Source organism: Methylobacterium sp. 174MFSha1.1 (assembly GCF_900116815.1).
In the GTDB taxonomy this organism is placed as follows: domain Bacteria; phylum Pseudomonadota; class Alphaproteobacteria; order Rhizobiales; family Beijerinckiaceae; genus Methylobacterium.
In genome coordinates, this window is sequence record NZ_FPCB01000040.1 from 37,018 (window position 1) to 63,586 (window position 26,569).

Genomic DNA, 26,569 nt, shown 5'->3' on the forward strand with positions numbered 1-26,569 from the left:
CTCCCACCTGCTCCGCCTCTTTCCGGGCGGCAACTGAAGGTGATGCGCGTCGGTGCCGCCCGCAAGCCCGACCGGTCAGAACTTCACCGCCGCGCCGCCCCGCACGGTGTTGACGTTCAGCTTGTGGCCGTCGAAGTCGTTGAACAGGATGTACTGGTACTCCGCCCGCAACAGCAGGTTCGGAGTGATGGCGTATTCCAGGCCCGCGCCGGCCGCGATGCCGCCGACGATCTTCTCCTTCGACGGCGTGAAGATGTCAGGCGGGGCGAGCACGCTGCCGCCGGGATCGTCCTGACGGAAGTTCGCGTAGCCCGAATTGCCGACATAGACCGATTTGGCGGGGGGAGTGAGCGCCTGGTTGCTGCGATAGGCCGACTGGTCGTACTCGTAGCCGCGCACCGCCACCGTCTCGGCAATCTGGGCCCGTCCGATGGCGAAGCCGCCGGTGACGAACGGCATGAAGCCGGCGACGGTGTAGCCGACGCGAGCCCGGATCGTGGCGTAGTCCTTGATCTGCGTCGTCGCGTCGCCGGAAAGGTCCGCTCCTCTGAGATAGCCTTTGCTGTCGACGATCTCGCGGCCGATGGCGTCGCTGCTGCGACCCCGCAGGCCGGAATGGGTGTAGTCGACCTCGACGCCGACCACGGTCTCGTCGAACTGGTAGTTCACGCCCGCATAGGCGCCGAAGGTCGTCCCGTCCCGCCGCACGTCCCGCGCGTGCAGCAAGGTCGAGGCGCTGAGGGTGGATTCGATCGCGGTGGCGCGCAGGGCCTGGGCGACCGTCGACTGGAAGACGTTGCCGAAACCGAAGCTCGCGCTCGACCAGCCGCCGTGGCCGCCGACATAGATGCCGTCCCAGACATCCACGACCGGCGCGGCGGCCGGTTCGAATTCGCCGCCGCGCAAGGCTCCGAAATCGAGATCCGCGGCCCGGACGGTCGTCGTCGCCGCAACGCTCAGGCTGACCAGAACACTGCCGACGAGAAAACCAAAGCTCGCGAAACGCATCTGGGCCGCCCCTCGGCTTGTCGATCGGCAAAATTTGCCGCGCCGCTGGCAGGATCATGCCTTGGTAACCTTAACGTCCGGTTACGGACCATGCCGTGACCCTAGGGAAAGGCCGGAGCGCCGGTCGCGCGACGCGCCAAGACCGCGACCCTCCGACGAGCGGACCGGGTCTCCCTCACTCCTCCCCCTCGACCAGCGACCATTCCCGGACCCGCGCCAGGTGGTCGTAGTCGGAATAGGCCTTGGCGTATTTCGGGTAGGGCCGCGACAGGTAGGCGGCCTCGCCGGCCATGAAGGCGCCGACGAGCCGGCGCAGGCCCGCGACATGGGCGTCGACCAGCTCGGGAAGGGTGCGCCCGTCGCCCCGCGGGGCCTTGAGCGGCACGGGATCGAGGGGCGTCTTGCCGCCGCCGGCGCGGATGTAGAGCAGGTCGGGCGTGTCGCGCGCCGGATCGAGGCCCCGGAAGGCGCCGGCCCGCAGCATCGCGGCCTCCAGGGTCAGCTGGGGCGAGAAGCCGGCGAAGACCTCGCGGGCGCTCGGCGGCTGGCCGGTCTTGAAGTCGATGATGGTGTGGCCGCCGTCGCGACGGGTCTCGATCCGGTCGGCCCGGGCGCGCAGGGTGAGGACGTGGCCGCCCGGGATCTCGAGCGTCCAGCGCCCGCCGGATTCCGCGTCCACGCGCCGGAGGCCGGGACGGCGCTCGGCCTCCCAGGCGAGGAACGCGTCGGCGAGGCGCACGAAGCGCGGCCACCACTCGGCGTAGAGCTCCGGATAGGCGTCCGAGATCGGCGCGAAGGCGTTGGCGGCGAGCGCGTAGAGGACCTGTTCGGCCTGGTCGGGGGTGGGCAGCGCCTCCGGGTATTTCTCGGCGAAGCCGCCGAGCACGCTGTGCACGATGGTGCCGCGGTCGCTGGCGCTCGGCTGGACCGCCACCGGTTCGAGCGCGTCGAGGCCGAGCACGTGGCGGGCGAAGATCCCGTAGGGATCGCGCACCAGGGTCTCGATCTCGGTTACGCTGAGCGTGCGCGGAAACAGGGCCGGATCGGGCCGGGGCGCAGGCCGGCGCAGGCGCGGCGGCAGCGGCTCCGTGCCGGCATCGAGTGCGGCGGCGAGCGCCCGGAAGCGCTGCCCTCCCCGCACGAGGCCGGCCCAGGCCGCCTCGCCCGCGAAGGCGCGCAGGCGCTGGAGGAAGCGCGACGGCACGGTCGGCGCGCCCTCGCGCTTGTGCGCCCGGGTGACGACCGCGTCGGGGCAGCCGAGGGCCTGGACGAAGTCGTGCGCGGTCTGGCCGAGGCGCTTCTCCGGCGAGGGCAGGCCGACGCGGTGGCGCATCGGCCGGTTGAGGAAGGCGTCGGTCTCGGCCTTGGGCGGCCACACGCCCTCGTCGAGGCCGCCGAGCACCACGCGGTCGACGGAGAGGAGCCGCGCCTCGAGGAGGCCGAGGATGCGCAGCCGCGGATGCGGGCTGGCGTTGCGCCGCGACACCACCCGCTCGCGGGCGAGCGCCGTGAAGAAGGCGGGATAATCGGAGAAGCGGCCGGCCAGCAGACCGGGCTCGGCCAGCTCCATGTCGTCGAACAGGGCATCGAGCACCGCGACCGAGGCGTCGGCCTCGTCGTCCTCCTCGTCTTCGGGGCCTTCCATGAGCAGATCGCAGGTGGCGCGGTGGCGCTGCGCGATGGCGATCAGGTCGTCGGGGGCGTCGTCCTCGTCGGCGAAGAAATCCCGGAAGGCGACCGAGAGGCGCAGCAGCAGCGCGTCGGCCGCCTCCCACTCCTCGGCGCTCAGGCGCCGGCGCGGGCGGGGATCGTGCGGCCGCTCCTCGGTCCGGGCGAGGCGGAGCGCCTCCTCGATGCCCGAAAAGCCCTTGGCCGGGGCCGGGCCGCGCAAGACGCCGATCTCGAGCGCGCTCGCCGCCCGCTCGACCTCAGCGCGGGTCAGGCCGAGGCGCACCAGCGGGTGGGCGAGGAGCGCCAGCACCCGCTCGGGCTTGGCGTCGAGCGCCGCGACGTCGGCGGCGAGCCGCGCGAGGCGCCCGGCGGGGCTGCGCGCCAGCGGCTCGCCGGCCGAATCGTCGGCGACGATGCCCCAGCGCTTGAGCTCGGCGGCGACCCGGAGCGCCAGGGCGCGGTCCGGGGTGATGAGGGCGGCGGTGCGGTCGGGCTCGTCCAGCGCCTCGCGCAAGGCGACCGCGATGGCGAGGGCCTCCTCGCGCTCGTCGGCGGCCTCGACCACCCGGATCCCGGCGGCGCCCTCGCGGGCGAGCCGTTCACGATGGGCCGGATCGAGGTCGGCCCAGGCATCGGTGGTCTCGGCCGGTCGCAGGGCCTGGGACAGCAGCCCAGCGCGAGCGGCGGCGGCCGGATCCGGGGTACCGAGCGGGATCACCGCCGCCCGGTCGAGGGCGAGGCCGTCCCTGCCCAGGAGGCGGTGGAGCACCGCCTGCGGATGGGCATGCGCCGCCGCCTCGCCGTCGCCGGCCGGGTCGATGGCGGTCCAGCCGGCCTCGTCGAGGTCGCGGTCGAGGCCCGGCAGCACCACGGCGCCGCGGGGCAGCCCGGCGATGGCGGCGATGAGCCGGGCGGTGGCCGGGACCGAGCCGGTCGAGCCGGCGACGATCACCGGATCGGCCGGGCGCTCGCGGGTGAGCCGCGCGGCCTCCGCCAGCACCAGGGCGCGGCCGCGCTGGGTCGGGTCGCTGACGCCGCGATCGGCCAGGATGTTCGGCCAGTGCTCGGCGGCGATGCGCACGAAATCGAGGGTGAGGGAGAAGTACCGCGAATGCTCGGCCGCGACGGCGCCGGCGATGTCGTTCCAGGGCAGGCCCTCGACGGTGAGGGAGTCCATCAGCCCTTCGAGGTCGGCGGCGAGGCCGACCGCGTCGGCGGGCGAGGACGGCACCCGGAACGGCACCTCGTCGCCGAGCGGCAGGAGCTGGCGGTCGACGGTGCCGGCCCAGGCCTGGACGAGGCGCGCCAGGATCAGCCGGCGCTCCAGCGACGGGATCGGCGGGCGCAGGATCTCGTCGCGGCGCTCCCCCGGAGGCGCGGCGAGGAGGTCGAGCTCGGCCTCGTCGGCCTCGCCGAGGGGCACCATGCGCGGCAGGAGCGCCGCCGGGCCGCATTCCCTGGCCAGGATCGCGGCGAGCGCCCGGGCGGCGCGGCGGGTCGGGAGGTAGAGGGTGACGGCGGCGAGCCCGAACGGCCCGGCTGCGAGGTCGCCGACGAGCCGGCCGGAGAGCAGCCCCTCGGCCAGGGTGTCGAGGAAGCGCGAGCCCGGCGCGATGGTGAAGACGTGACCCTCGCTCACCGGGCGGTCTCGCGCAGGAGGTAGCGCACGGTCTTCGCCCCATCGTGGATCGCGGCCGAGCCGACCTCCGTGAAACCGAGGGCGGCGTGGAAGGCGTCGGAGCCGGGGTTGGGTGGCACGCGGTTGACCTCGCAGGCGATCCGCCCGTGGCCGGCGGCCCCGGCGCGGGCGAACAGGTCCTCGTAGAGGGCACGCGCCAGCCCGCGGCCGCGCTGAGCCGGCGCGGTGACGATCCGGTCGACGTAGACGAAGCGCGGGTAGCGGGCCCGGAACCAGCGGAAATTGGGGCTGGCGTAGTGAGCGTTCTGGTCGAGGGCGATCAGGAAGGCGGCGAGGCCCTCGGGGCCGGTGACGGCGGTGGCGAGGAAGGCCTGGTCGAGGAGGGCGCGGAGGGCCGCCTCGTCGAGGTGGGAGGTTTCGGCGGCGTGGGCGGTGTTGAGGGTCAGAACGGCGGGAAGATCTTGGATCGGACGGATCGGGAAGTCGGGGGTCATGCGAGGTCCGTGGATTCTTTTCGATGGAGCGGTGGCGGGATCAAGTGTCTCCCGTTGCTGTCCACGTCGCCTAGCGAGGCGCGGGCTTCCTTCTCCTCTCACCGCGGGCGTCATGTCCTCCCGGGGAAACGAAAGTGCGCAGGTTTTTCACCTCCCCCCTCTGCGGGGGAGGGTGGCCCCCGGATGGGGGCCGGGAGAGGGGGCGACGCTTCCGGAGAAGTCGCGCGCTTCATGACGCGCGCCACCTGGAGCAGCGTCGCGCTGCCCCTCTCCCGCCCGGCTCCGCCGGGCACCCTCCCCCGCAGAGGGGGGAGGGAAAAGGCATGCGCCACTCATTTTCCCGGACAGCCCTGCGCGGGCAGGAATAGGAGAGGCCCGCGCCCCATGAGGACCGGACCCCGTCCGGCGAACACCGCCTACGGCTGCGTCGCGCTCGCCCGGACCCGCTCCTCGGCCTCGCGCAGGGCCTCCGGCGTGCCGACATGGAGCCACTGCCCGTCGAGCCGCAGCCCGAACAGGCGCTCGGCCGCGATGGTGCGGTCGAACAGGAGGTTGAGGGAGAACGAGCCCTCCGGCGTGTCGGCGAACAGCGCGGGCTTCACGATCGCGACGCCCGCATAGACGAAGGGCGAGACCTCGCGCTCGGCCCGGCGGGTCAGGCGGCCCTCCTTGTCCATGTGGAAGTCGCCCGGGCCGTCATAGCCGAGGCTGGTCGCGGCCGACGCCAGGAGGAGGAGCATGTCCATCCGCTCTGGGTCCCAGGCGGCGACGAGGCGGCGCAGGTTCGGCTGCGGCCCTTCGAGCCAGAACGAATCGGAGTTCAGCACCATGAACGGCGCCGGGCCGAGAAGCGGGAGCGCCTTCTTCACCCCGCCGCCGGTCTCGAGCAGCTTGTCGCGCTCGTCCGAGATGGTGATGGCCGGCCCCGCGCGGCGGCGCACCAGATGCGCCTCCATCAGGTCGGCGAGGTAGTGCACGTTGACCACCGCCTCCGGGATGCCGGCCTCGGCGATCCGGTCGAGGGCGTAGTCGACCAGCGACTTGCCGGCGACCTCGACCAGGGGCTTCGGGGTGGTGACGGTGATCGGGCGCATGCGCTTGCCGAGGCCCGCGGCCAGCACGAAGGCGCGCGTCACGGCGGGAGCAGGTGTGTCGGTCATCGCGGGCGGTGGTTCGTCACGGTTCGGGGCAGAGGCGCGGCAGGTGCGCGGCGTACCAGGCCCGCACCCCGGCGAGCGCCGGATGGGCGAGGTTGCGGGCGAGGTAGCCCTCGATGCGCGGCAGGTGGGCGAGGTAGCCCGGCTTGCCGTCGCGCCGGTCGAGGCGGGCGAAGATGCCGAGGATCTTGGTCGCCCGCTGGGCGCCCAGCACCGCGTAGGCGCGGGCGAAGCCCTGCATGTCGAACTCGGAATCGCGCAATCGGCGCTCGCGGGCGTAGAGGCCGAGCAGGCGCAGCTCGAACTCGGCGCTGGCATCGACCCGCGCGTCCTGCAGGAGCGAGGCGACGTCATAGGCCGGATGGCCGAGGACCGCGTCCTGGAAGTCGATCAGGCCGATCCGCTCGATCCCGTCGCGCTCGGGCAGCCAGATCAGGTTGGGCGAGTGGTAGTCGCGCAGGGTCCAGGTCCGGGCTTCGCCCTCCAGGCCTTCCAGCGCCTCGCTCCAGGCCGCGACGAAGGCGGCCTTGGCGTCGGGCGCCAGCGGGGTGTTGGCGACGAAGGGCGCGTACCATTCGGGCAGGAGCTCGGCCTCGAACAGCAGCGCCTCGCGGTCGTAGGGCGGCAGCACGTGGTCGCGCCCTTCCGCCACCGGCAGAACGCCAGGCAGGGTCGTGCCGTGCAGGCGCGCCAGCACCTTCACCGCCTCGGCGTAGCGCTCGGGCCGAGGCCCGTTCTGGTCGACGACCGGCTCGGTGCCGAGGTCCTCGAGGATCAGGAGCCCCGCCTCCAGGTCCTCGCCGAGGATCTTCGGGGCGCTGAGCCCCAAGGCCCGCAGGCCGCGATCCATCGCCACGAAGGCGTGCACGCTCTCGGCGAGGTGGACGATGGCGCTGTAGGGCTTGCCGTCCCGCACCGGCGGCCCGTCGGCCTTGGCCGGCGAGATCATCAGCACCGCTTTTGCGCCATCCGGGTTGGTCAGGCGCTCGTAGGAGCGGCTCGACGCGTCGCCCTGCATGTGGGCCCGCTCGGCCTCGCCCCAGCCGGAGCGGTCGAGCAGCACGCGCAGCGCCCGGGCCCGCATCAGCCGGCCGCCGAGGCCGCCGCCGCCGATCAGGCGGGCGAGGCGGGCGTCGTCGCCGAATTCGGGCTTGAGGGAGAGGTCGATGGCGAGAGTCGGGCCGTGGCGCGGCGGCAGCCGGTCGGGCCACTCGACCAGCGCGATCGCCCGCTCGGTCATCTCGTCGAAGCCGAGCTCGACCAGTTCGTCGGGCCCGCGCAGGCGGTAGAGGTCGGCGTGGACGACCGCCTGCCCGCCCCGCCCCTCGTAGGGCTGGAGGAGCGTGAAGGTCGGGCTCGGCACTTCGAGCTCGGGATCGCCGACGATCTCGCGGATGATGGAGCGCGCCAGCGTCGACTTGCCGCCGCCGAGCCCGCCGGAGAGCGCCACCAGGTCGCCGGGCCGCAGGATCTCGGCGAGGAAGCGGCCGAGATCCTCGGTCGCGCTCTCGTCCGGCAGCACGATCTCCCAGGGTGTGCGCTCGGCCATGCCCTCCTGGTCCACTCCGCCATCCTCGCTCACGGGCCCGTCACGGGCGTCGAGTCCCGGTCATAGCCCATGAACCTTAACCGTTCGAATCGTCGCGTTTCCCGCGGTCCCGGGGCCGTGCGACCCCCGGACCGGGATGACCGGCCCGCAAGGACCCACGGACGACAACGCGGCCACGGTGCCGGAATTTCCCGACCCCGTCACCCGCCGGCACGAATCGCTGTCCCCGCGGCGGCCGCCCTGCCGGCTACTCGGCCGCCGCCAGATGGGCCTCGTCGTCGCCGACCGGGAAGGTGCAGGCGACCCGGGTGCCCGCGCCGGGGGACGACGCGATGTCGATGCGCCCGCCATGCAGCTCGACGAAGGAGCGCACGATCGACAAGCCGAGGCCCACGCCGCGGTGACGGGTGCCGAGCGTATGGCTCTCGAAGCGCTCGAACACCCGCTCCATTACCTCGGGCGGCATGCCGCGGCCGTGGTCGACGACCTCCAGCACCAGGCTCTCGCCGTTCTTGCGGGCGCAGACCCGGACCTGCTGGCCCGGGGCGGAGAAGCCGACCGCGTTCGAGAGCAGGTTGAACAGGATCTGGCGGATGCGCTTGCCGTCGGCGACGAAGCTGCCGATGTCCGGCGGCACGTCGAGGACGAGGGCGATGTCGGCCTCGGCCAGCCGGTCGCCGATGCCGCGCACCGCCGCCGCGATCGTGGTCTGCACGTCGACCCGCTCGCGCGTCAGTTCCATCGAGCCGGCATCGATCGAGGCGAGGTCGAGGATGTCGTTGATGATGACGAGGAGCGCCGCCGAGGAGCGCATGATGTGGTCGGCATATTCGCGCTGGCGTGGGTTGAGGGCGCCGACGGTCTCGTCGCCGAGGAGCTCGGTGAAGCCAATGATGTTGGTGAGCGGCGAGCGCAGCTCGTAGGAGACGTGGTGCACGAACTCGTCGCGCAGGCGGGTGGTGCGCTCCAGCGCCTCGTTCTTGTCGGTCAGCGCCCGCTCGACGTTGACGCTCGCCGTCACGTCAATGTGGGTGAGCAGCGTCGCGCCGTCCGGCAGCGGCTCGGCGGCGCAGTCGAGCATCGTGCCGTCGGCCAGCGCCAGCCGGCAGGCGAGGCCGCGGCGGGCATCGACCACGCCGGTCACCGCCTCGCGGATCTGGGTCCACGGCTCCTCGGCCGGGCTCAGGGTGCGGCAGACCGCGATCACCTGGTCGATGTGGGGCTGGACCTCCAGCATCTCGGGGCCGATGCGCCAGACCTGCGCGAAGGCGCGGTTGGCGAATTTCAGCCGCCCGTCGGTGCCGAACACCGCCACCGGCTCGCGCAGGGTGTCGAGCGTCTCGCTCTGCACCTGCATCAGCACGTTGTAGCGCGATTCGAGGTGGACCCGCTCGGACACGTCCTCGAACAGGTAGGTCAGCCCGCCCTGCGGGTTCGGGTCCGCGAGAACGCGCAGGGTCCGCCCGTCGGGCAGGTGCCACCAGGTCTCCTGCGCCTCGGCCGCCCGGTAGGCGGCGAGCACCCCGGCCTTCCAGCTGCGGAAATCCGCCTGCTCGGGCAGCTTGCGGGCGTTGCGCAGGGCGTCGAGGATCTCGCCGTCGAGGGGGCGGCCCTCCAGGAAGGCGGGATCGAGGTCCCAGAGCTGACGGTAGGCGGCGTTGTGGAAGATCAGCTGCTGGCGCGCGTCGAACATCGCGACGGCGGTGGGCAATTGATCGAGGGTGCGGACGTTGGCGTCCATCTGGCGCTGCAGGTCGGCGCGCACGCTCTCGAGCTCCGAGACGTCGACCGCGATGCCCACGGTCCCGGCCTCGGTCGCGACCTCGGTGACGTCGAGGGTGCGGCGCGCGCCCGCCACCACGGCGGAGACCCGCAAGGGGCCCGCGCCCCCCCGGGAGCGGCGGCGCTCGGCCTCCTCGCGGGCGGTGCGCTCGAGGAGTTCGGCGCCCTCGCGCACCGCGCGGGCGGCGTCGCCGGCCTCCGCCGCGGCGGCGTAGGCGGCGTTCGCCCAGGCCAGCCGCCCGTCGGGGCCGCGGTGCCAGACCGGCTGCGGGATCGCGTCGAGGAGGCCGGACAGGGCCGAGAGGCCGTGGCGGGTCTCGTCGAGGGTGGCGCGCAGCTCGACCAGCTCCTGGCGCTCGCCGGTGAGCTCGCGCAGGCGCAGGAGCGCCTGGCCGCCCACCGCCTGGCCCTGCGCCTCGACGGTGCGGCCCTGGAGCGTGCGCACGGTGCGGCGGAAGCGCTCGCCGCGGCCGCGCAGGCTCTCGACCGCGGCGTCCAAAGCCGCGGCGTCGGCGGGCACGAGCCAGGCCCCGAAGGCGAGCACCCGGCGGACCGAGCCCGGCCGCGACCCGTCCGCCGTGATGCCGACATCACCCTCGACCAGCGGCTCGCCGCGGGCGTCCCAGGTCACGACGATCTGCGGCTCGGAGCCGAGAAGGAGGTCGGCCCGGTCGTGGGCGCCGCGCAACTCGGCGAGTTCCGCGTTCAGGGTGTGCTCGCGCCGGGCCCAGCGGGCGCGCTCGCGCAGGTAGAGCAGCGACAGGATCGTGGCGAAGATCGTCAGGCCGATCAGCACCGCGAAGCCGACGGCGTTGTGCGCGTGCAGCCCCGGGGCGGTCTCCGCCGCCTGGGCGGCGGCCGCGAGACCGAGTGCGCCGCCCAATACGCCGGCGCCCGCGCGGCCGCCGAGCCGTCGCGGCGTACGTCCAACCCCCATGATCCGTCCGTCTCCACGCGAACCGGCGCACCGGCCCTCGACCGGACCGGTACGCCACACGACCTGAACGCTACGCCACGATGAACGCCGGAAGCCGTGCCCGTCATGCGGACCGGCTCCCCTCCCCAGAGATTCGCCCGGAGTTTAGCGCGGCGCGGAATCGGCCCGGAAGGGGTGAATTGGGGGGAAGCCAGGCCGTGCTGCACGGAGCAGCGTCAAGAGCACAGAAATGCCACACCTTGGGCAGAACAAAGGCGGAACCCGGGTTCCCTCTTCGATCGCGCAACCGCTGCGGCACATCGTACACGCAAAAAGAAGAGCCCGGCCTGACGGCCGGGCTCCCCAATTCATCACTTCGCGACGGTCGCGATATCAGTAACGGTAGTGGTCGGGCTTGAACGGGCCGCTCTGCTTGACGCCGATATAGGCGGCCTGGTCCTCGCGCAGCTTGGTCAGCTTGACGCCGATCTTCTCGAGATGCAGCGCCGCGACCTTCTCGTCGAGGGCCTTGGGCAGGGTGAACACGTTCTTCTCGTACTTGCCCGGGTTGGTCCAGAGCTCGATCTGGGCCAGCGTCTGGTTGGTGAACGAGGCCGACATCACGAAGGACGGGTGGCCCATGGCGTTGCCGAGGTTCACCAGGCGGCCCTCCGACAGGAGGATGATGCGGTGGCCGTCGGCGAACTCGATCTCGTCGACCTGCGGCTTGATGTTCTGCCACTTGAGGTTCTTGAGACCCGCGACCTGGATCTCGTTGTCGAAGTGGCCGATGTTGCAGACGATCGCCCGGTCCTTCATCGCCCGCATGTGGTCGAGGGTGATGACGTCCTTGTTGCCGGTCGCGGTCACGAAGATGTCGGCGCGCGGCGCGGCATCCTCCATGGTGGTGACCTCGTAGCCTTCCATCGCGGCCTGGAGCGCGCAGATCGGGTCGACCTCCGAGACCAGCACGCGGCAGCCTGCGTTGCGGAGCGAGGCGGCCGAGCCCTTGCCGACGTCGCCGAAGCCCGCGACCATCGCGACCTTGCCGGCCATCATCACGTCGGTGCCGCGGCGGATGCCGTCGACCAGCGACTCGCGGCAGCCGTAGAGGTTGTCGAACTTCGACTTCGTCACCGCGTCGTTGACGTTGATCGCCGGGAAGAGGAGCTTGCCCTCCTTGGCGAGCAGGTACAGGCGGTGCACGCCGGTGGTCGTCTCCTCCGAGACGCCCTTGATCGACTCGGCGAGGCCCGCGAACCAGCCCTTCGGCTTCTCGGCCAGCATGCGCTTCAGGAGCGCGAAGAAGATCTCTTCCTCCTCCGAGCCCGGCTTGTCGAGGAAGGCGGTGTCGCCCTGCTCGGCGCGCAGGCCGAGATGCACGAACATCGTGGCGTCGCCGCCGTCGTCGAGGATCATGTTCGGCATGCCGCCGTCATGCCACTCGAACAGCTTGGCGGTGTAGTCCCAGTAATCCTTCAGGGTCTCGCCCTTGATGGCGAAGACCGGGATGCCGGCGGCGGCGATCGCGGCGGCGGCGTGGTCCTGGGTCGAGTAGATGTTGCACGAGACCCAGCGGAGATCGGCGCCGAGAGCCTTCAGGGTCTCGATCAGCACCGCGGTCTGGATCGTCATGTGCAGCGAGCCGGCGATCTTGGCGCCCTTCAGCGGCTGGCTCGCGGCGTATTCCTCGCGCACGGCCATCAGGCCGGGCATCTCGGTCTCGGCGATCGCGATTTCCTTGCGGCCGAAATCGGCCAGCGCGATGTCCTTGACGATGTAATCGGTGTTGCTCGGCATGGTCGGTCTCCCGTGTCGGCCGCTTCGGCTGCGCCTATACCAGCCGTCCTGCCGGGAGGCAATCAAGATATAAAGATGTCTTTATGCGAGCGGTTCGAAGGAGGCCGGCAGCTCCCCTGCTCCGCTTGCACGCTCCTTGCAGACGTCAGGCGCGTAACGCGGCCGGACCGGCCGCGCGCCAGCCGGGGTTCTCTTCGATGCGTCACGCCTCCCTCTCGCGCCGCCAGCTGATCGCCGGCGCCTCGGCCCTCGCGGCGCTGGGACCCACCGGCGCCGTCCTGGCCCAGGGGACTTCGGCGGGAGGGACGGCGTCCGGCAGCCTGACCTACGGCATCTCGCTGTTCGACCTGCCGCTCACCACCGGCCAGCCCGACCGGGGTGCGGGCGGCTACCAGTTCACCGGGCTCACCCTCTACGATCCGCTGGTCGCCTGGGAGCTCGACGTCGCCGACCGGCCGGGCAAGCTGGTGCCGGGCCTCGCCACCTCGTGGGAGAGCGACGCCGCGGACCGCCGCAACTGGGTCTTCCGCCTGCGCGAGGGGGTCAAGTTCCACGACGGCTCAGGCCTCGACGCCGACGCGGTGATCTGGAACTTCGACAAGGTGCTCGACGCCAAGGCCCCGCATTACGACCAGCGCCAGGCCTCGCAGGTGCGCCCGCGCCTGCCTTCGGTGGCGTCCTACAGGAAGCTCGACGCCATGACGGTGCAGGTCACCACCAAGGCGGTCGACGCGCTGTTTCCCTACCAGATGCTGTGGTTCCTGATCTCGTCGCCGGCGCAGTACGAGGCGGTCGGGCGCGACTGGACCAAGTTCGCCTTCCAGCCCTCGGGCACCGGGCCCTACCGCCTCGCCGTCCTGGTCCCGCGGGTCCGCCTGGAGCTCATCCCGAACGCGACCTACTGGAACCCCAAGCGCATGCCGCGGCTGGCGAAGCTCACGCTCGCCTGCATGCCGGAGGACCTGTCGCGGGCGAACGCTCTCCTGTCGGGCAATGCCGACCTGATCGAGCTGCCCGCCCCCGACGCGGTGCCGCGGCTGAAGGGCGCCGGCATGCGGGTGACCGGCAACGACACGCCGCATGTCTGGAACTACCACCTGTCGATGCTGGAGGGCAGCCCGTGGCGCGACCTGCGCCTGCGCAAGGCCGCCAACCTCGCCATCGATCGCGAGGGCGTGGCCGCGCTGATGGGCGGCCTCGCGACCCCGGCCGTGGGTCAGGTACAGCCGTCGAGCCCGTGGTTCGGCAAGCCTTCCTTCCAGATCAAGTACGACGTCGACGCGGCGCGCAAGCTCGTGACGGAGGCGGGCTACTCGGTCCGGAACCCGCTGCGCACGAAGTTCATCATCCCGACCGGCGGCTCGGGCCAGATGCTGTCGCTGCCGATCAACGAGTTCGTGCAGCAATCGTGGGCCGAGATCGGCATCGCGCTCGAGTTCCAGGCCGTCGAGCTGGAGGTGGCCTACACCGCCTGGCGCCAGGGCGCCGCCGACCCGTCGATGAAGGGCATCACCGGGGGCAACATCGCCTACGTCACCTCGGACCCGCTCTACGCCATCCTGCGCTTCTACGATTCGAAGCAGGTCGCGCCCACCGGCGTGAACTGGAGCCACTACCGCAACCCGGAGGTGGACAAGCTCTGCGACGCGGTGCGGGCGAGCTTCGATCCGGCCGAGCAGGACCGGATGCTGGCGCGCATCCACGAGATCGTGGTCGACGACGCGGTGCAGGTCTGGGTCGTGCACGACACCAACCCGCACGCGCTCTCGGCCAAGGTGAAGGGGTACACCCAGGCGCAGCACTGGTTCCAGGATCTGACGACCCTGGGGTGAGCGTTTCGCCGTCCGGCCGCCGGGTCTCAGCCGCGCAGGGCCGCGTAAAGCCGCCCTGCCCCGCGATCGGCCTCGACCTCCGCAGGCGCGCCGACGATCCGCGGCCTGCGCCGGTCGGCGAGCGCGTGCACCGCCATCGTCTCGCTCCGCCCCCGCAATTGATATGATCCGAGGGCCTCGACGGTGATGCCCTCGGGCAGGAGCGGCAGCTGGTCGAGGACCGCCTCCGAGATCAGCACGTCCCTCCGGGTCTCCCGGCACAGGCCTTCCAGGCGCGCGGTCGCGTTCATGACGTCGCCGAAATACGCGATCTTGTGCCGGTCGACGCCGACCTCCGCCGTCACCACGCTGCCGCCGTGCAGGGCCGCGCGCAATTCGGGCACCAGGCCGAAGCGGGCGAGCCAGCCGTCCCGGTCGGCATCGAGGGCGCGGCGGATCGCGAAGACGCAGGCGACGCACCGCGCCTGCGCGACGCCGCGCGCGAGCGGCCAGGAGACGATGACCTGATCGCCGATATAGTCGTCGACCTGGCCGCGGTAGCGGCGCACCGGTTCGGCGATGGCGGAGAACACCGCCGTCAGCAATTCCTGCGCGGCGATGTCGCCGTGCCGCTCCGCGTAGGCCGTCGAGCCGGCGAGATCGAGGAACAGGAAGATGCGCTCCTCCCGGACCGGGCGGTGGTAGCGCCCGAGGATGAGGTTCACGAAGGTCGCAGCCCCGATCAGGTCGCGCACGCGCAGGACCGAGACGATGATCGCCGCCATCACCAGCGCGAACGGAATGGTCGAGAGCTTCGGGGTGATCGCCCCCATCAGGGGCTTGTCCACGATGCCGAGCGTCCAGAGCGCCAGTCCCGTCAGCACCATGCCGACGACGATGACCAGCACCAGGCTGATCTCGGCAGCGGCGAAATAGGCCAGGGTGGGCAGCCGCCGCAGGCGCTCGCTGTAGCCGCCGAGGAAGACGCCGCGCTCGTACGCGATGGTGAACAGGCCGATGCACGTCCCGTACAGCATGCCCGGGACATTCGGCCCGTCGCTGAACAGCAGGCCGTGCAGGGCCCCGAACGAGGCGCTGACGGCCGCGATGATGATCCAGAAGGCCGCGGTGCCGGTCGACATCGTCTTCCTCGGCTCGGGAGCGATGACGTATCGATGGACGAACACAAGCGGCGACACAACGATCACCGCAGATGTCGCGAGCTTGACCGCTCGGATGTCGTGCGGCAGCGCACAAACCGCCATCATGCATGGTTGCACCGAGATGCGGTCATGAATCGTCGTTCGCGAGAGCGCGGCGGATGCCCGGATGCGGGCCTAGAGGCGGCCGCGAGACCGGCCTGAACTCACTGTCGCCTAAGGTTGAGCGGTGGAGTCAGGCGCAGCATTGGTTGCAGGATCTGCCCATAGCAGCATGGAAACGCCTCGCCCGGTATGAATAAGTATGCTATGTTCATACGCCGTCGAATCGTGCGGTGGAGGGTGCTGCCGTGGCGCAGATCGAGCGCATGACGGTCGTTTTTCCGGAGCCGATGGCGGCGCAGATCCGAGACGCCGTAGCGGCGGGAGAATATGCGTCAACGAGTGAGGCTGTGCGCGATGCCGTGCGGCTGTGGTCGGATCGGCGGCAGATGCGCGCGCAGGACATCGCGCGTTTGCAGCAGGCGTGGGATGAAGGCAAGGCCAGCGGATCAGCCGGCGAGGTCGATTTCAAAGCCTTGAGACAGGAAGCGCGCCAACGCCTCGCTGCCTTGCGCAACGATCGTGGCAGCTAAACTCTCATGGTCGAGAAGGGCGCGCGAAGCCCTTCTCGATATCTATCTGACAATCGGCGTGCACAACCAGACTGCAGCCGAGCGCATCTACGACCGCATCGAGCAGCACGCCGAAAAGCTGCGAGACCATCCACGGATGGGCCCAAGACGCTCTGACATACGATCAGCAGCGCGGGTCCTTGTTGAACCGCCCTACATTATTCTCTACGAGATCGTACCGGATACCGATGACGGACCCATCGACATTATCGAAATCGTTACTGTTCTCGATGGCCGCAGGGACTTGAGCCTAGGGATCTGAAGAGCCAGACCCGAACACCCGCGCCAGATCCCCCTCCCCCATCACCCGGTACTGCCCGGGCTCCAGGTCCGCCGGCAGGTCCAGCGCGCCGATCCGGTCCCGGTGCAACGCTGTGACGTGGTTGCCGATTGCCGCGAACATCCGCCGGACCTGGTGGTAGCGCCCCTCCGTCAGGGTCACGGCGGCGCGCGTCGGCTCGTGCACCTCCAGGGTCACCGGCAGCAGCGGCTTCTCCTCGCCGTCCAGCATCAGCGTGCCGGAGGCGAAGATCGCGCCCTCGTCGCCGCGCAAGGGGCGGTCCAGCGTCACCTGGTAGCGCTTCGAGACGCTGGCCTTCGGCGAGATGACCCGGTGCAGCAGCGCCCCGTCGTCGGTGAGGAGCAGGAGGCCGGAGGTCTCCTTGTCGAGGCGGCCGATCGTGGAGAGGGCCGGCTCGCGCTGGCGCCAGCGCGGCGGCAGCAGCCCGTAGACCAGCGGGCCGGCCTCCTTGTGCGAGCAGGTGACGCCCAGCGGCTTGTGCAGCATCAGCGCGACCCCGGGCAACGGGTCGAGAGGCTTACCGGTGACCGTGAGGCGGGCCGGCAGATCCGGATCGAGGGCTATGCGCCGGTCGGCGTCGTGCAAGGGAGCGCCGTCGAGCACCACCTTGCCGGCGCGGGCGAGCATCTGGATCTCGCGCCGCGAGCCGTAGCCGAGATTGGCGAGCAGCCGGTCGAGCCGGACCGACACCACCTTCGCCTTGCCGGTCATCGCAGGCTGCTCATTTGCGCGCAACTCATTTGCGCGCCTCGTGGATCTTGTAGCCCTGCGCGGCGGCGCGCTGCGTCACCTCGCGAAACACCTCTCCCAGGGTCGCCTCGTACGGCAGATGGGTGTTGGCGGTGAGCCACAAAGTCCCGCCCGGCCGCAACGCCGCCGCGGCCCGGCGGATGAAGGCCTGGCCGAGCGCCCGGTCCTCGGCGCCGCCGTCGTGGAAGGGCGGGTTCATCACCACGAAGTCGAGCCGCTCGGGCACGGCGTCGGCGGCGCGGGCGTCAGTCCAGGTCACCGTCACGCGCGGATCGTCGACGTTGCGCCGCGCCGCCTCGACGGCCCGGCGATCGTTGTCGACCAGGGCGAGGGCGGTCACCTTGGGCGAGGCGAGGACGGCGTGGGCGAGGATGCCGAGGCCGCAGCCGAGATCGGCGCCGCGTCCGGACAGGGCGGGCAGGGTCTCGATCAGCAGGGCGGTGCCGGGATCGATCCGGTTCCACGAGAAGATGCCCGGCTGCGTCCACAGGCCGATCTCGTCGAGACGCCGCGGGGCGCCCTCGCCGATCGCCTCGTCGAGCCCGGTCGGCGCGTCGGGCCGCAAGGTGCGGACGATGCGGTGGTGGCTCTTGGCGCTCTCGTCGAGGCGGCAGCCGAAGCCCGAGAGTTCGCGGCCGAGCCGCGAGCCGCCCCGGTCCTTCGGAGCGAGCACGGTCAGCGGTGCCCCGGGCGCGAGCGCCCGGAGCCCCAGGGCCAGCACGTGGCGGCGCTCCAGGGTACCGGGCGGGGCCAGCATGGTCAGGCCGGGGAGCGAGCCCGGGGCCAGTTCGTCCAGGGCGGTGCCGCCGGGTACCAGCGGCGAGAGCTGCAGCGCGTTCTCCGCCACCTCGACGAGGTCGGCGGGCGGGTGTCCGTAGACGCCCGGACGGGGGGAGATCGAATCGGTCACGAGGGTCAGCCGCGCGGGAATTCCAGGCCCATCTCGCGGTAGCGCTCCGGATCGTCGGCCCAGTTCTCCCGCACCTTCACGAACAGGAACAGGTGGACCTTCGCCTCCGCCGCCTCGGCGATGTCGATCCGCGCGGCCTGGCCGATGGCCTTGATGGTCTGGCCGCCCTTCCCCAGCACGATCTTCCGCTGGCTCTCGCGCTCGACGAAGATGGTCTGCTCGATCCGCACCGAGCCGTCGGGCCGGACCTGCCACTGGTCGGTCTCGACGGTCGAGGAATAGGGCAGCTCCTCGTGCAGCCGGTCGTAGATTTTTTCCCGCGTGATCTCGGCGGCGAGCATCCGCAGCGGCGCGTCGGAGACCTGGTCCTCGGGATAGAGCCAGGGGCTCGGCGGCATCCGGGTCGCGAGCTCGCGGCGCAGGTCGTCGACCCCGTCGCCGGTGAGCGCCGAGATCATGAAGATGCGCTCGAACTTGACCCGCTCGTCGAGCGAGGCGGCGAGCGCCAGCAGCTTCTCGCGGGCGATCAGGTCGATCTTGTTGAGCACCAGGTATTTCGGGCGCTTCAAGTCCGGCATCCGGGTGAGGATGGCGTCGACCTCCTCGTCCACGCCCTTGCGCGCATCGATCAGGAGGCAGACCGCGTCGGCATCGGCCGCGCCGCTCCAGGCGGAGGTCACCATCGCGCGGTCGAGGCGGCGCTTGGGCGCGAAGATGCCGGGGGTGTCGACGAGCACGATCTGCGCCGCGCCCTCCATGGCGATGCCGCGGATCAGCGCCCGGGTGGTCTGCACCTTGCGCGAGACGATCGACACCTTGGTGCCGACGAGACTGTTGAGCAGGGTCGACTTGCCGGCATTCGGCACGCCGATCAGGGCGACGAAGCCGGCGCGGGTCTCCTGCGGCGGGCTCGTGCCTTCGGTGTCTGGAGTGGTGTCGTCCGTCATTCTGCCTGCTCCCCGGGCTCGTCCCCGGTCCACAGCCCCTCGCGCTCCAGCAGCGCGCGCGCGGCGGTCTGTTCGGCCAGGCGCTTCGAGCCGCCGATGCCGATGCCGGGCGCGACGCCGGAGACCCGGGCCTCGATACGAAATTGCGGGGCGTGGTCGGGCCCGGCCCGCTCCACCACCACGTAGACCGGCGTCGGCCACCCTTGTGCCTGCGCCCATTCCTGCAACGCGGATTTCGGGTCGCGGCTGCGCGTCCCCTCGGTCTGGCGGTCGGCCTCGAAGGCGCGGTCGATCACCGCCTTGGCGGCGCCGTAGCCGGCATCGAGGAAGACCGCCCCGAGGATCGCCTCGCAGACATCGGCGAGGATCGCCGAGTTGCGGCGCCCGCCGCCATGGACCTCGCCGCCGCCGAGGTTGAGATGGGGCCCGACCTCCCAGGCATTGGCCACCATGGCGCAGCTCTCGCGCCGCACCAGGCTCGACAGGCGCCGCGACAGGTCGCCCTCGTCGGCGCCGGGCAGCGCGTTGTAGAGCCCGTCGGCGACCGCCAGGCCGAGCACCCGGTCCCCCAAGAATTCCAGGCGCTGGTAGCTGCCGCGGCCGTTGGTGGCGCTGACATGGGTGAGCGCCCGCACCAGGAGGTCGCGGTCGGCGAAGCGGTGGCCGATGCGCTCCTCCAGCACCGACAGGTCGGGCCGGCGCCGCATCCCGCGCTTGCGCCGCGGGGGGGCCTCGCCCGGGGCGGGCGGGTCGGCCTGCGGCGTGGCGGCGTCGAGCTCGCTCAACTCCCGGTCTCCCGTCAGTGGATCGGCTTGAACAGGCGGTTCCAGCGCACCGTCCACGGCCAGTTCCAGATCTGCCAGGCGGCAGCGCCCTCGTCGATCGAGAAGAAGATCACCTCGGCGCGGCCGATCAGGTTCTCGTACGGCACGTAGCCGACATTGCCGAGGTCGCGCGAATCGGTGGAGTTGTCGCGGTTGTCGCCCATCATGAAGAAGTGGTTCGGCGGCACGGTGTAGACCTGGGTGTTGTCCCACAGGCCGCGGTCGCCGTCGCGCTCGATGATCTCGTGGGTGACGCCGCTGGGCAGGGTCTCGCGGTATTGCGGCACCAGGGTCGGCTGGCCGAAGGCGTCGGTGGTCGAGTAATCGGCGATGCGCTCGCGCTTCACCGGCCGGCCGTTGATGTTGAGCACGCCCTCGATCACCTGGATCTTGTCGCCCGGCAGGCCGATCACCCGCTTGATGTAGTCGGTGGCGTTGTCCTTCGGCAGCTTGAACACCACGATGTCGCCCTGCTTCGGCGAAGCGCCCCAGATCCGACCTTTGGCCTCGAACGGCAGATACTCGCTCAAGGGCAGCGAGTACTTGGAATAGCCGAGCGAGTACTTCGAGACGAAGAGGTAGTCGCCGATCAGCAGGGTCGGGATCAGCGAGCCGGACGGAATGTTGAACGGCTGGAACAGCAGGGTGCGGACCACGACGGCGATCAGCAGCGCCTGGACGCCGACCTTGACGGTCTCCTTGATCGAGTCCCAGAGGCCGGCATCCTTGCCGCGTTTCAGGTCCTGGTCCGTGCGTGCGCGATCCATACTCGTTCTCTCCGGCGGTCCGTGCAGCGATCGCCTGGGCACCCGCCGAGGGCACGCGGCCGGCTTCATGCGCGGTGCGGGGGGTCTAGACCAACGCTTGCCCGCCCGCAACGCGGTGCGGCAGCCGCGACCGAATCACCTTTTCGCAAGTCCCCCTCGGCAAGTCGCTTTCCGCAAGTCACCCTTCCGGGAGCGCCTCGATGATGACGAAGGCCTGGGCCAGGGGGGGGTCGTCGGTCAGCGTCACGTGGACCACCGGGCGGTGGCCCGGCGGGATCAGGGTGGCGAGGCGCTCGGCCGCGCCGTTGGTGAGCCGCAGGGTCGGCCGGCCGCCGGGCAGGTTCACCACTTCCATGTCGCGCCAGAACACGCCGTGGCTCATGCCGGTGCCGAGCGCCTTGGAGCACGCCTCCTTGGCGGCGAAGCGCCGCGCGTACGAGGGCGCGCGGGCGGCGCGCCGGTCGCTGCGGGCGCGCTCGCCCTCGGTGAAGACCCGGTGGGTGAAGCGGTCGCCGAAGCGCTCCAGCGAGCGCTCGATGCGGCGGATGTCGCAGAGGTCGGAGCCGATGCCGACGATCATGCGACGTGTCCGGTCCGCGTGTCCTGCCCCGCCCGCGCATCCTGCCCGGTCGGCGCTTGCCGGCGGCCGGCCTCCATGGCCGCCCGCATCGCCCGGATCGCCGCCGGCAACCCGTCGAAGACCGCCTCGGCCATCAGGGCGTGGCCGATATTCAGCTCGCGGATCTGGCCCAAGGCTGCCACCGGGCCGACGCTGTCGACGGTGAGACCGTGGCCGGCATGGATCTCGAGCCCGAGGGAATGCCCGTGCTCGGCCGCGCGGGCGAGCCGCGCGAGCTCGGCTCGGATCCTGGCCTCGTCGCCCGCGATCAACGCCTCGCAATAGGTGCCGGTGTGCAGCTCGACCACCGGGGCGTCGAGCGCGCGGGCGGCCTCCATCACGTGCACCTCCGGCTCGACGAACAGCGAGACCCGGATCCCCGCCGCGTTGAGCCGCGCGATGGCCGGCGCCAGGTGCGCGCGGCCGCCGACGATGTCGAGCCCGCCCTCGGTGGTGCGCTCCTCGCGCTTCTCCGGCACCAGGCAGGCGGCGTGGGGCTTCAGGTCGAGCGCGATGCCGAGCATCTCGTCGGTCGCCGCCATCTCGAAGTTCAGCGGCCGGTCGATCTCGCGCCTGAGCCGCTCGACGTCGGCGTCGCGGATGTGGCGCCGGTCCTCGCGCAGATGGGCGGTGATGCCGTCTGCCCCCGCCGCGATCGCCGCGTGCGCCGCGCGCACCGGGTCCGGCATCGTGCCGCCGCGGGCGTTGCGCAGGGTGGCGACGTGGTCGACGTTGACGCCGAGGCGGAGGGGGGAGGCGGGCATCGTGCGGGCTTCTCGGACGGGGTCTCGCGAAGGGACGCCCGCGATGTAGCGCCGCCCGGGCGCCGCCGCCAGCCGCCCGTATGGTGGAACACACTCCCCGGAGAAAGCGCGCGGCAGCCGGGCATCCGCCTGGACACCTCGCCCGCTGCGCCGCACTGTGGGCGCTCCGCGGCGCGGGGCCGGAGGCCCACCGGGCGCCAAGACCCCGCCGCGACAACCCGACGACCGATGCTCGGGCGGGCCGCCGCGCCCGCCCCGGAGGCCCACGATGTCTGCTCGACGGCTCGACCGCGGCGGTGACGCGCCCGCCCGGCTGCCCCTGCCGCCCCGCCCCCACACCTTCGCCGCGTTCTTCCCCCATCCGGCCCCCTCACCGTCGGAACCGCCGGCCGCGGTTGCCGGTTGGACGCTTCGTATGACCCAGCGAGAGACCCGCTTGTCAGGAACCCTGCGGACGATTCTGGCGGCCGCCGCCGCGCTCTCCGCCGTGACGGCGGCGCAGGCGCAGCAGGGCTCGGCCCCCGTGGACGCTCCGAAGCCCCCGGTCGCGGCGCCCGCTCCGGCCCCCACGCCGGCGCCCGCCGCGCCGGCTCCGGCGACGCAAGGACCGGCCGCGCCGACTCCGGCGAACCAGCCCCCCGCGAACCCGGCGCCCGCCCCCGCCGCGCAGGCCCCGGCGATCCCGCCCGGCACGCCGGCGACGGTCCTCGACACCCAGGATTACGACGGGGTCCTCGGCAAGCCGGTGCGCAGCGCCGCCGGCGAGGATATGGGCCGGATCATCGACATCATCGTCGACAAGGACGGCCGCCCGCGGGCCGCGATCATCGATTTCGGCGGCTTCCTCGGCGTCGGCTCGCGCAAGATCGCGGTCGATTGGCGCGCCCTGCACTTCTCGGCCGACAACAAGCCCGGCCGCGCGGTGCTGCAGCTGAACCGCAACCAGGTGCGCGTCTCGCCCGAATACAAGCCCGGCGACCCGATCGTGGTGCTGGGCCCGGCCGGACCCGTGCCGGCGCCTGCCTCTGCCTCTGCCTCCGCCCCGGCAGCACCGGCGCCCGCCGCCCAGGCTCCTGCGGCCCAAGCCCCCGCGGCATCGGCTCCCGCGGCGCCGGCGCCCAACGCGGCCGCACCCGCCACGCCCCCGGCCCCCGACGAGGCCGCGTCGCGCAATCCGCCGGACAAATGACGCGACCGCGCCCGGCCCATCGCCGTCCCCTCGCCCACCGCGACCGGGAGGTCCCCCGCACCGAGACGCGGCCGGATCCCCGCCCGGACCCGGCCCGCGACCGGGACCGGGCCGGCGCGTCCCTGGGCCGTCGGCGGGAGAAGCCGGCGCCCTCGCTCACCAGCAGCCGCGGGCTCGACGCCTTCACGTTCTTCGTCGCCAACCTCCAGACCGGCTTCGGCCCGTTCGTGGCGGTCTACTTCACCTCGCAGAGCTGGACCCAGTCCGATATCGGGCTGGTCCTCACCATCGGCGGGCTGTTCAGCCTGTTCGGGCAGGTGCCCGGCGGCGCCTTCGTCGACTGGGTGCGCTCGAAGCGCTTCGTCGCCGCCCTGTCGGTGGCGGTGATCGGCGCCTCCGCCGCCGGCCTCGCCCTGTTTCCGACCTTCTTGATCGTGGCTCTCTCGATGGCGGCGCACTCGATCGCGAGTTGCACGCTCACGCCGGCCATCGCGGCGATCAGCCTCGGTCTCGTGGGCCATGCGGGCCTGGGTGAGCGGCTCGGGCGCAACGCCCGCTTCTCCTCGATCGGCAACGCGCTCGCCGCCGGCGGAATGGGCGCCTGCGGCTACTACCTGTCGAGCGAGGCGGTGTTCTACGTCACGGCGGCGCTCGCGCTGCCGACGCTCGCCGCCCTGTGGTTCGTCCGCGCGAGCGAGATCGACCTGGTGCGCCCGCAAAGCGCCGAAGGCGGTCAAACGCCGAGTGGCTGGGAGAGCCTGAAGCTCGTCGTCACCAACCGGGCGCTCCTGTGCTTTGCCGCCTGCATCACCCTGTTCTTCGTCTCGAACGCCGCGATGCTGCCGCTGGTCGGCAGCGTGCTGACGGTGCGCACGAGCCAGACCGCCACCATCCTGATCGCCGCCTGCATCATGGCCCCGCAGCTGGTGATGGCACTGATCGCGCCCGCGGTCGGCCGCGCCGCCCAGGCCTATGGCCGCCGCCCGCTCCTGATCCTGGGCTTCGCCGCCCTGCCGATCCGCGGCCTGCTCTTCGCCTACACCGACGCACCGGAATTGCTGGTGGCGGTGCAGGTCTTCGACGGCATCTCCGCCGCGGTGCTCGGCGTGATGGTGCCGCTGGTCGTGGCCGACTGCACCCGTGGCACCGGCCGCTTCAACATGGCGCTCGGCGCCGTCGGCACCGCGATGGGCTTAGGCGCCGCCGCCAGCACCACGTTGTCGGGCTACATGGCCGACCATTTCGGCTCCCACGCCGCCTTCCTGGGCCTCTCGGCGGTGGCCTTCGCCGCCCTCGTGCTGATCGTCGCGATCATGCCGGAGACCCGTCGGTCCAAGGGAGACTGAAGGAGTACGGGACAACGGTGTGCACCGCAGCGCCGCTCAACTCCCGTTCAGAATCGGCGGATTAAACGACAGGCAGCACCATTCGCCTGCAACATAAGGTGACGCTTGCGCGTTGCGAGAAGCGGGTGGGGCCTGCGGGAGAGGGTGGAGAGATCGCGGCGGGATTCTTGCATCCCGTCCCTCTCCCGACCGTGGGCCGCACGCGTGCGAAGAACCGGGATCGATCGCCACGATGGATGACCTCTGCGCGTACGCCAACCGGCCCTGGGCCTTCGTGGCCCGCTACCTGCGCCGCCGCATCGTGCCCCACGCGGCCATCCTGGTCGCCGTGCTCGGCGCCGTGGCCTGCTCGGTGAGCACCCAGTACGGACTGAAGGGCGTCGTCGACGCCCTCGGCAAGGGCCCGGCGGACAACCACGCGATCTGGCCGGCCCTCACCGTGCTGATCTGCTTCATCGCCGCCGACAACATGCTGTGGCGGGTGGCGAGCCTGATCGCCAGCTTCACCTTCGTGAAGGTCACCGGAGACGTCCGCCGCGACCTGTTCCAGCACCTGACCGGGCACTCGCCGTCCTACTTCGCGGACCGGCAGCCCGGCACGCTGGCGAGCCGCATCACGGCGACCTCCAACGCGATCTTCACCGCCGAGAACATGTTCGTCTGGAACGTGATGCCGCCCTGCGCGGCGGCGTTCGGGGCCATCCTCTACGTCGGCAGCGTCAGCGTGCCGATGGCGCTCGGCCTCCTCGTGATCTGCGGCGGCGTGGTCGTGCTGATGTTCCGCATCGCCGCCGCCGGCAAGCCGCTGCACCACGACTTCGCCGAGAAGGCGGCCTCCGTCGACGGCGAGATGGTCGATCTCGTGAGCAACATGCCGCTCGTGCGGGCCTTCTCGGCCTACAAGCGCGAATTCGCCCGCTTCGACGAGACCATCGGCACCGAGATGAAGGCGCGGCGCCGCTCGCTCCTCTACCTCGAGCGCCTGCGGATCATGCACGCCCTGATCACCGTCGTGGCGGTGCTCGGCCTGCTCTACTGGGCGATCCAGATGTGGCAGCAGGGCGCCGCCACCGCCGGCCAGGTGGTGCTGGTCTGCACGCTCGGCATCACCATCCTGGCGGCGACCCGCGACCTCGCGGTGGCCCTGGTCGACGTCACCCAGCACACCGCCCGCCTGTCGGAGGCCCTGCGCACGCTCTTGCAGCCGCACGACCTGCGCGACCACCCGGAGGCGAAGCCCCTCGTCGGCGAGGGCGCCCGCATCACCTTCGAGGGCGTGGCGTTCAACTATCCCGACGGCCGCGAGGTGTTCGGCGACTTCAACCTCGACATCCAGCCCGGCCAGCGCGTCGGCCTCGTCGGCCGCTCGGGCGGCGGCAAGTCGACCCTGTTCACCCTGCTCCAGCGCTTCTACGACCCGCAGGGCGGCCGCATCCTGATCGACGGCCAGGATATCGGCCGGGTCACGCAGGAGAGCTTGCGCGAGGCGATCACCGTGGTGCCGCAGGACATCTCGCTGTTCCACCGCTCGTTGCGCGAGAACATCCGCTACGGCCGGCCGGACGCCTCGGACGAGGACGTGTGGGCTGCCGCCGCGGCCGCCCGCTGCACCGACTTCATCAACGACCTGCCAGGCGGCTTCGACACCATCGTGGGCGACCGCGGCGTGAAGCTCTCGGGCGGCCAGCGCCAGCGCATCGCGGTGGCCCGCGCCATCCTGAAGAACTCGCCGATCCTGCTCCTCGACGAGGCCACGTCGGCCCTCGACACCGAGTCGGAGGAGGCGATCCGCGAGGCGCTCGGCAACCTGATGAAGGGCCGCACCACGATCGCGATCGCGCACCGGCTCTCGACCCTCAAGGACTTCGACCGGATCGTGGTGCTCGACGGCGGTCAGGTGATCCAGGACGGCTCTCCGGACCGGCTGGTCCACCTTGACGGGTTCTACCGCGACCTGATCCAGCGCGAGACGATCAAGCTGTCGCGCGAGGCGGCGTAGAGGCTTCGGCGCCCCGTCATCGGATCTGACGATTTCTCCTTCGCGGGGACTGGCGCCGGCTCACATCGCGTGAGCCGGCTTTTTGTCGTCGGGAAAGACTTTGGCCGCTGCACGAGCCTGTTCGGGTGAACCGACTTCGTCCACATCCTCCGCGTCATGTATGGACGGCCCCCGTTTCGCAAGGGTTTGTGAGCATCGGTTTGAGCCAGTCGGTTCAGGAGCAGTCATGTATCCGGCCTCTGATGCCGTCGTGCCGCCGCGGTTGATGCGACGAGGACGACGGCGGGCCACCAAGGGGTGCGCACAAGCGTTCCTTGCGAAGAACCAGGCTTCCAACATCCCGACGCGCTGTGACGCGCGATGACGTGGCGGAGTGTCCTGGTCCCAGGTCCCTCATCCTGCTCTGGCCTTGGCCGTGCTTACAGCTCCTTGCTCACCGAAGGTCGCGTCCCGCCGCTCCTCAAGCGGCGGCGGGACGCGACCGGCCTGCCT

General features: G+C 71.4%; 21 protein-coding genes. 6 read left to right on the forward strand and 15 right to left on the reverse strand.

The window, feature by feature from the left end:
- Positions 1-75: 75 nt before the first annotated feature.
- From BM430_RS27850 to ahcY, 7 genes are all read right to left on the reverse strand, one after another.
- Positions 76-1,008 (reverse strand): outer membrane protein, encoded by a 933-nt coding sequence (locus BM430_RS27850; protein ID WP_093570483.1) that lies wholly within the window; start codon positions 1,006-1,008, stop codon positions 76-78.
- 175 nt (positions 1,009-1,183) lie between these two features.
- On the reverse strand, positions 1,184-4,318 hold the full coding sequence (gene addB / locus BM430_RS27855; protein WP_093570484.1) for a double-strand break repair protein AddB: 3,135 nt from the start codon (positions 4,316-4,318) through the stop codon (positions 1,184-1,186).
- On the reverse strand, positions 4,315-4,812 hold the full coding sequence (locus BM430_RS27860; RefSeq protein ID WP_093570485.1) for a GNAT family N-acetyltransferase: 498 nt from the start codon (positions 4,810-4,812) through the stop codon (positions 4,315-4,317). The genes addB and BM430_RS27860 overlap by 4 nt, the downstream gene beginning before the upstream one ends.
- 416 nt (positions 4,813-5,228) lie before the next feature.
- Complete coding sequence (locus BM430_RS27865) at positions 5,229-5,972, reverse strand: nucleotidyltransferase family protein (RefSeq protein ID WP_093570486.1); 744 nt, start codon at positions 5,970-5,972, stop codon at positions 5,229-5,231.
- 16 nt (positions 5,973-5,988) lie between these two features.
- Positions 5,989-7,518: a tRNA (adenosine(37)-N6)-threonylcarbamoyltransferase complex ATPase subunit type 1 TsaE gene (gene tsaE / locus BM430_RS27870; RefSeq protein ID WP_177303190.1), complete on the reverse strand. Its 1,530-nt coding sequence runs from the start codon at positions 7,516-7,518 to the stop codon at positions 5,989-5,991.
- 247 nt (positions 7,519-7,765) lie between these two features.
- Positions 7,766-10,237 (reverse strand): sensor histidine kinase, encoded by a 2,472-nt coding sequence (locus BM430_RS27875; RefSeq protein WP_093570488.1) that lies wholly within the window; start codon positions 10,235-10,237, stop codon positions 7,766-7,768.
- Positions 10,238-10,609: 372 nt separating this feature from the next.
- Positions 10,610-12,016, reverse strand: a complete 1,407-nt coding sequence (ahcY, locus tag BM430_RS27880) for an adenosylhomocysteinase (RefSeq protein ID WP_093570489.1) — start codon at positions 12,014-12,016, stop codon at positions 10,610-10,612.
- 197 nt (positions 12,017-12,213) lie between these two features.
- Here ahcY and BM430_RS27885 point away from each other — a divergent pair, with 197 nt between their 5' ends.
- Positions 12,214-13,848 carry an ABC transporter substrate-binding protein gene (locus tag BM430_RS27885; RefSeq protein WP_093570490.1) on the forward strand — a complete coding sequence of 545 codons (1,635 nt, stop codon included), beginning with the start codon at positions 12,214-12,216 and terminating at the stop codon, positions 13,846-13,848.
- A gap of 26 nt (positions 13,849-13,874) precedes the next feature.
- Here BM430_RS27885 and BM430_RS27890 read toward each other — a convergent pair whose 3' ends face one another.
- Positions 13,875-14,969: an adenylate/guanylate cyclase domain-containing protein gene (locus BM430_RS27890; protein ID WP_093570491.1), complete on the reverse strand. Its 1,095-nt coding sequence runs from the start codon at positions 14,967-14,969 to the stop codon at positions 13,875-13,877.
- A 368-nt stretch (positions 14,970-15,337) separates the two neighbouring features.
- On the opposite strand from BM430_RS27890, the gene BM430_RS27900 reads away from it, so the two are divergent.
- Positions 15,338-15,622, forward strand: coding sequence for a ribbon-helix-helix domain-containing protein (locus tag BM430_RS27900; protein WP_093570493.1), 285 nt, complete (start codon positions 15,338-15,340; stop codon positions 15,620-15,622).
- A complete protein-coding gene (locus BM430_RS27905) occupies positions 15,612-15,923 on the forward strand; it encodes a type II toxin-antitoxin system RelE/ParE family toxin (RefSeq protein WP_093570494.1) in 312 nt (103 codons plus the stop codon). Before BM430_RS27900 ends, BM430_RS27905 begins: the two co-directional genes overlap by 11 nt.
- On the opposite strand, the gene BM430_RS27910 is transcribed toward BM430_RS27905, so the two are convergent.
- The 7 genes from BM430_RS27910 to BM430_RS27940 all read right to left on the reverse strand — a co-directional run bounded on the left by BM430_RS27910 (position 15,912) and on the right by BM430_RS27940 (position 21,543).
- Positions 15,912-16,673, reverse strand: coding sequence for a pseudouridine synthase (locus tag BM430_RS27910; RefSeq protein WP_177303191.1), 762 nt, complete (start codon positions 16,671-16,673; stop codon positions 15,912-15,914). The genes BM430_RS27905 and BM430_RS27910 overlap by 12 nt on opposite strands.
- 25 nt (positions 16,674-16,698) lie before the next feature.
- On the reverse strand, positions 16,699-17,622 hold the full coding sequence (locus tag BM430_RS27915; protein ID WP_210188463.1) for a class I SAM-dependent methyltransferase: 924 nt from the start codon (positions 17,620-17,622) through the stop codon (positions 16,699-16,701).
- Positions 17,623-17,627: 5 nt separating this feature from the next.
- A complete protein-coding gene (era, locus tag BM430_RS27920) occupies positions 17,628-18,569 on the reverse strand; it encodes a GTPase Era (protein WP_093570495.1) in 942 nt (313 codons plus the stop codon).
- Positions 18,566-19,276: a ribonuclease III gene (gene rnc, locus BM430_RS27925; RefSeq protein ID WP_093570509.1), complete on the reverse strand. Its 711-nt coding sequence runs from the start codon at positions 19,274-19,276 to the stop codon at positions 18,566-18,568. Before rnc ends, era begins: the two co-directional genes overlap by 4 nt.
- Positions 19,277-19,368: 92 nt before the next feature.
- On the reverse strand, positions 19,369-20,160 hold the full coding sequence (lepB, locus tag BM430_RS27930) for a signal peptidase I (protein ID WP_093570496.1): 792 nt from the start codon (positions 20,158-20,160) through the stop codon (positions 19,369-19,371).
- A 178-nt stretch (positions 20,161-20,338) separates the two neighbouring features.
- The gene (acpS, locus tag BM430_RS27935; protein WP_093570497.1) at positions 20,339-20,740 is read right to left on the reverse strand and encodes a holo-ACP synthase; all 402 of its coding nucleotides are present in this window, start codon (positions 20,738-20,740) and stop codon (positions 20,339-20,341) included.
- A complete protein-coding gene (locus BM430_RS27940; RefSeq protein WP_093570498.1) occupies positions 20,737-21,543 on the reverse strand; it encodes a pyridoxine 5'-phosphate synthase in 807 nt (268 codons plus the stop codon). Before BM430_RS27940 ends, acpS begins: the two co-directional genes overlap by 4 nt.
- A gap of 436 nt (positions 21,544-21,979) precedes the next feature.
- Between BM430_RS27940 and BM430_RS27945 the strand changes: the two genes are divergently transcribed.
- From BM430_RS27945 to BM430_RS27955, 3 genes are all read left to right on the forward strand, one after another.
- Positions 21,980-22,732 carry a PRC-barrel domain-containing protein gene (locus BM430_RS27945; RefSeq protein ID WP_244539690.1) on the forward strand — a complete coding sequence of 251 codons (753 nt, stop codon included), beginning with the start codon at positions 21,980-21,982 and terminating at the stop codon, positions 22,730-22,732.
- Positions 22,729-24,078 (forward strand): MFS transporter, encoded by a 1,350-nt coding sequence (locus BM430_RS27950; protein ID WP_093570500.1) that lies wholly within the window; start codon positions 22,729-22,731, stop codon positions 24,076-24,078. Before BM430_RS27945 ends, BM430_RS27950 begins: the two co-directional genes overlap by 4 nt.
- Positions 24,079-24,310: 232 nt before the next feature.
- Positions 24,311-26,077, forward strand: a complete 1,767-nt coding sequence (locus BM430_RS27955; RefSeq protein WP_093570501.1) for an ABC transporter ATP-binding protein — start codon at positions 24,311-24,313, stop codon at positions 26,075-26,077.
- Positions 26,078-26,569: the final 492 nt, after the last annotated feature.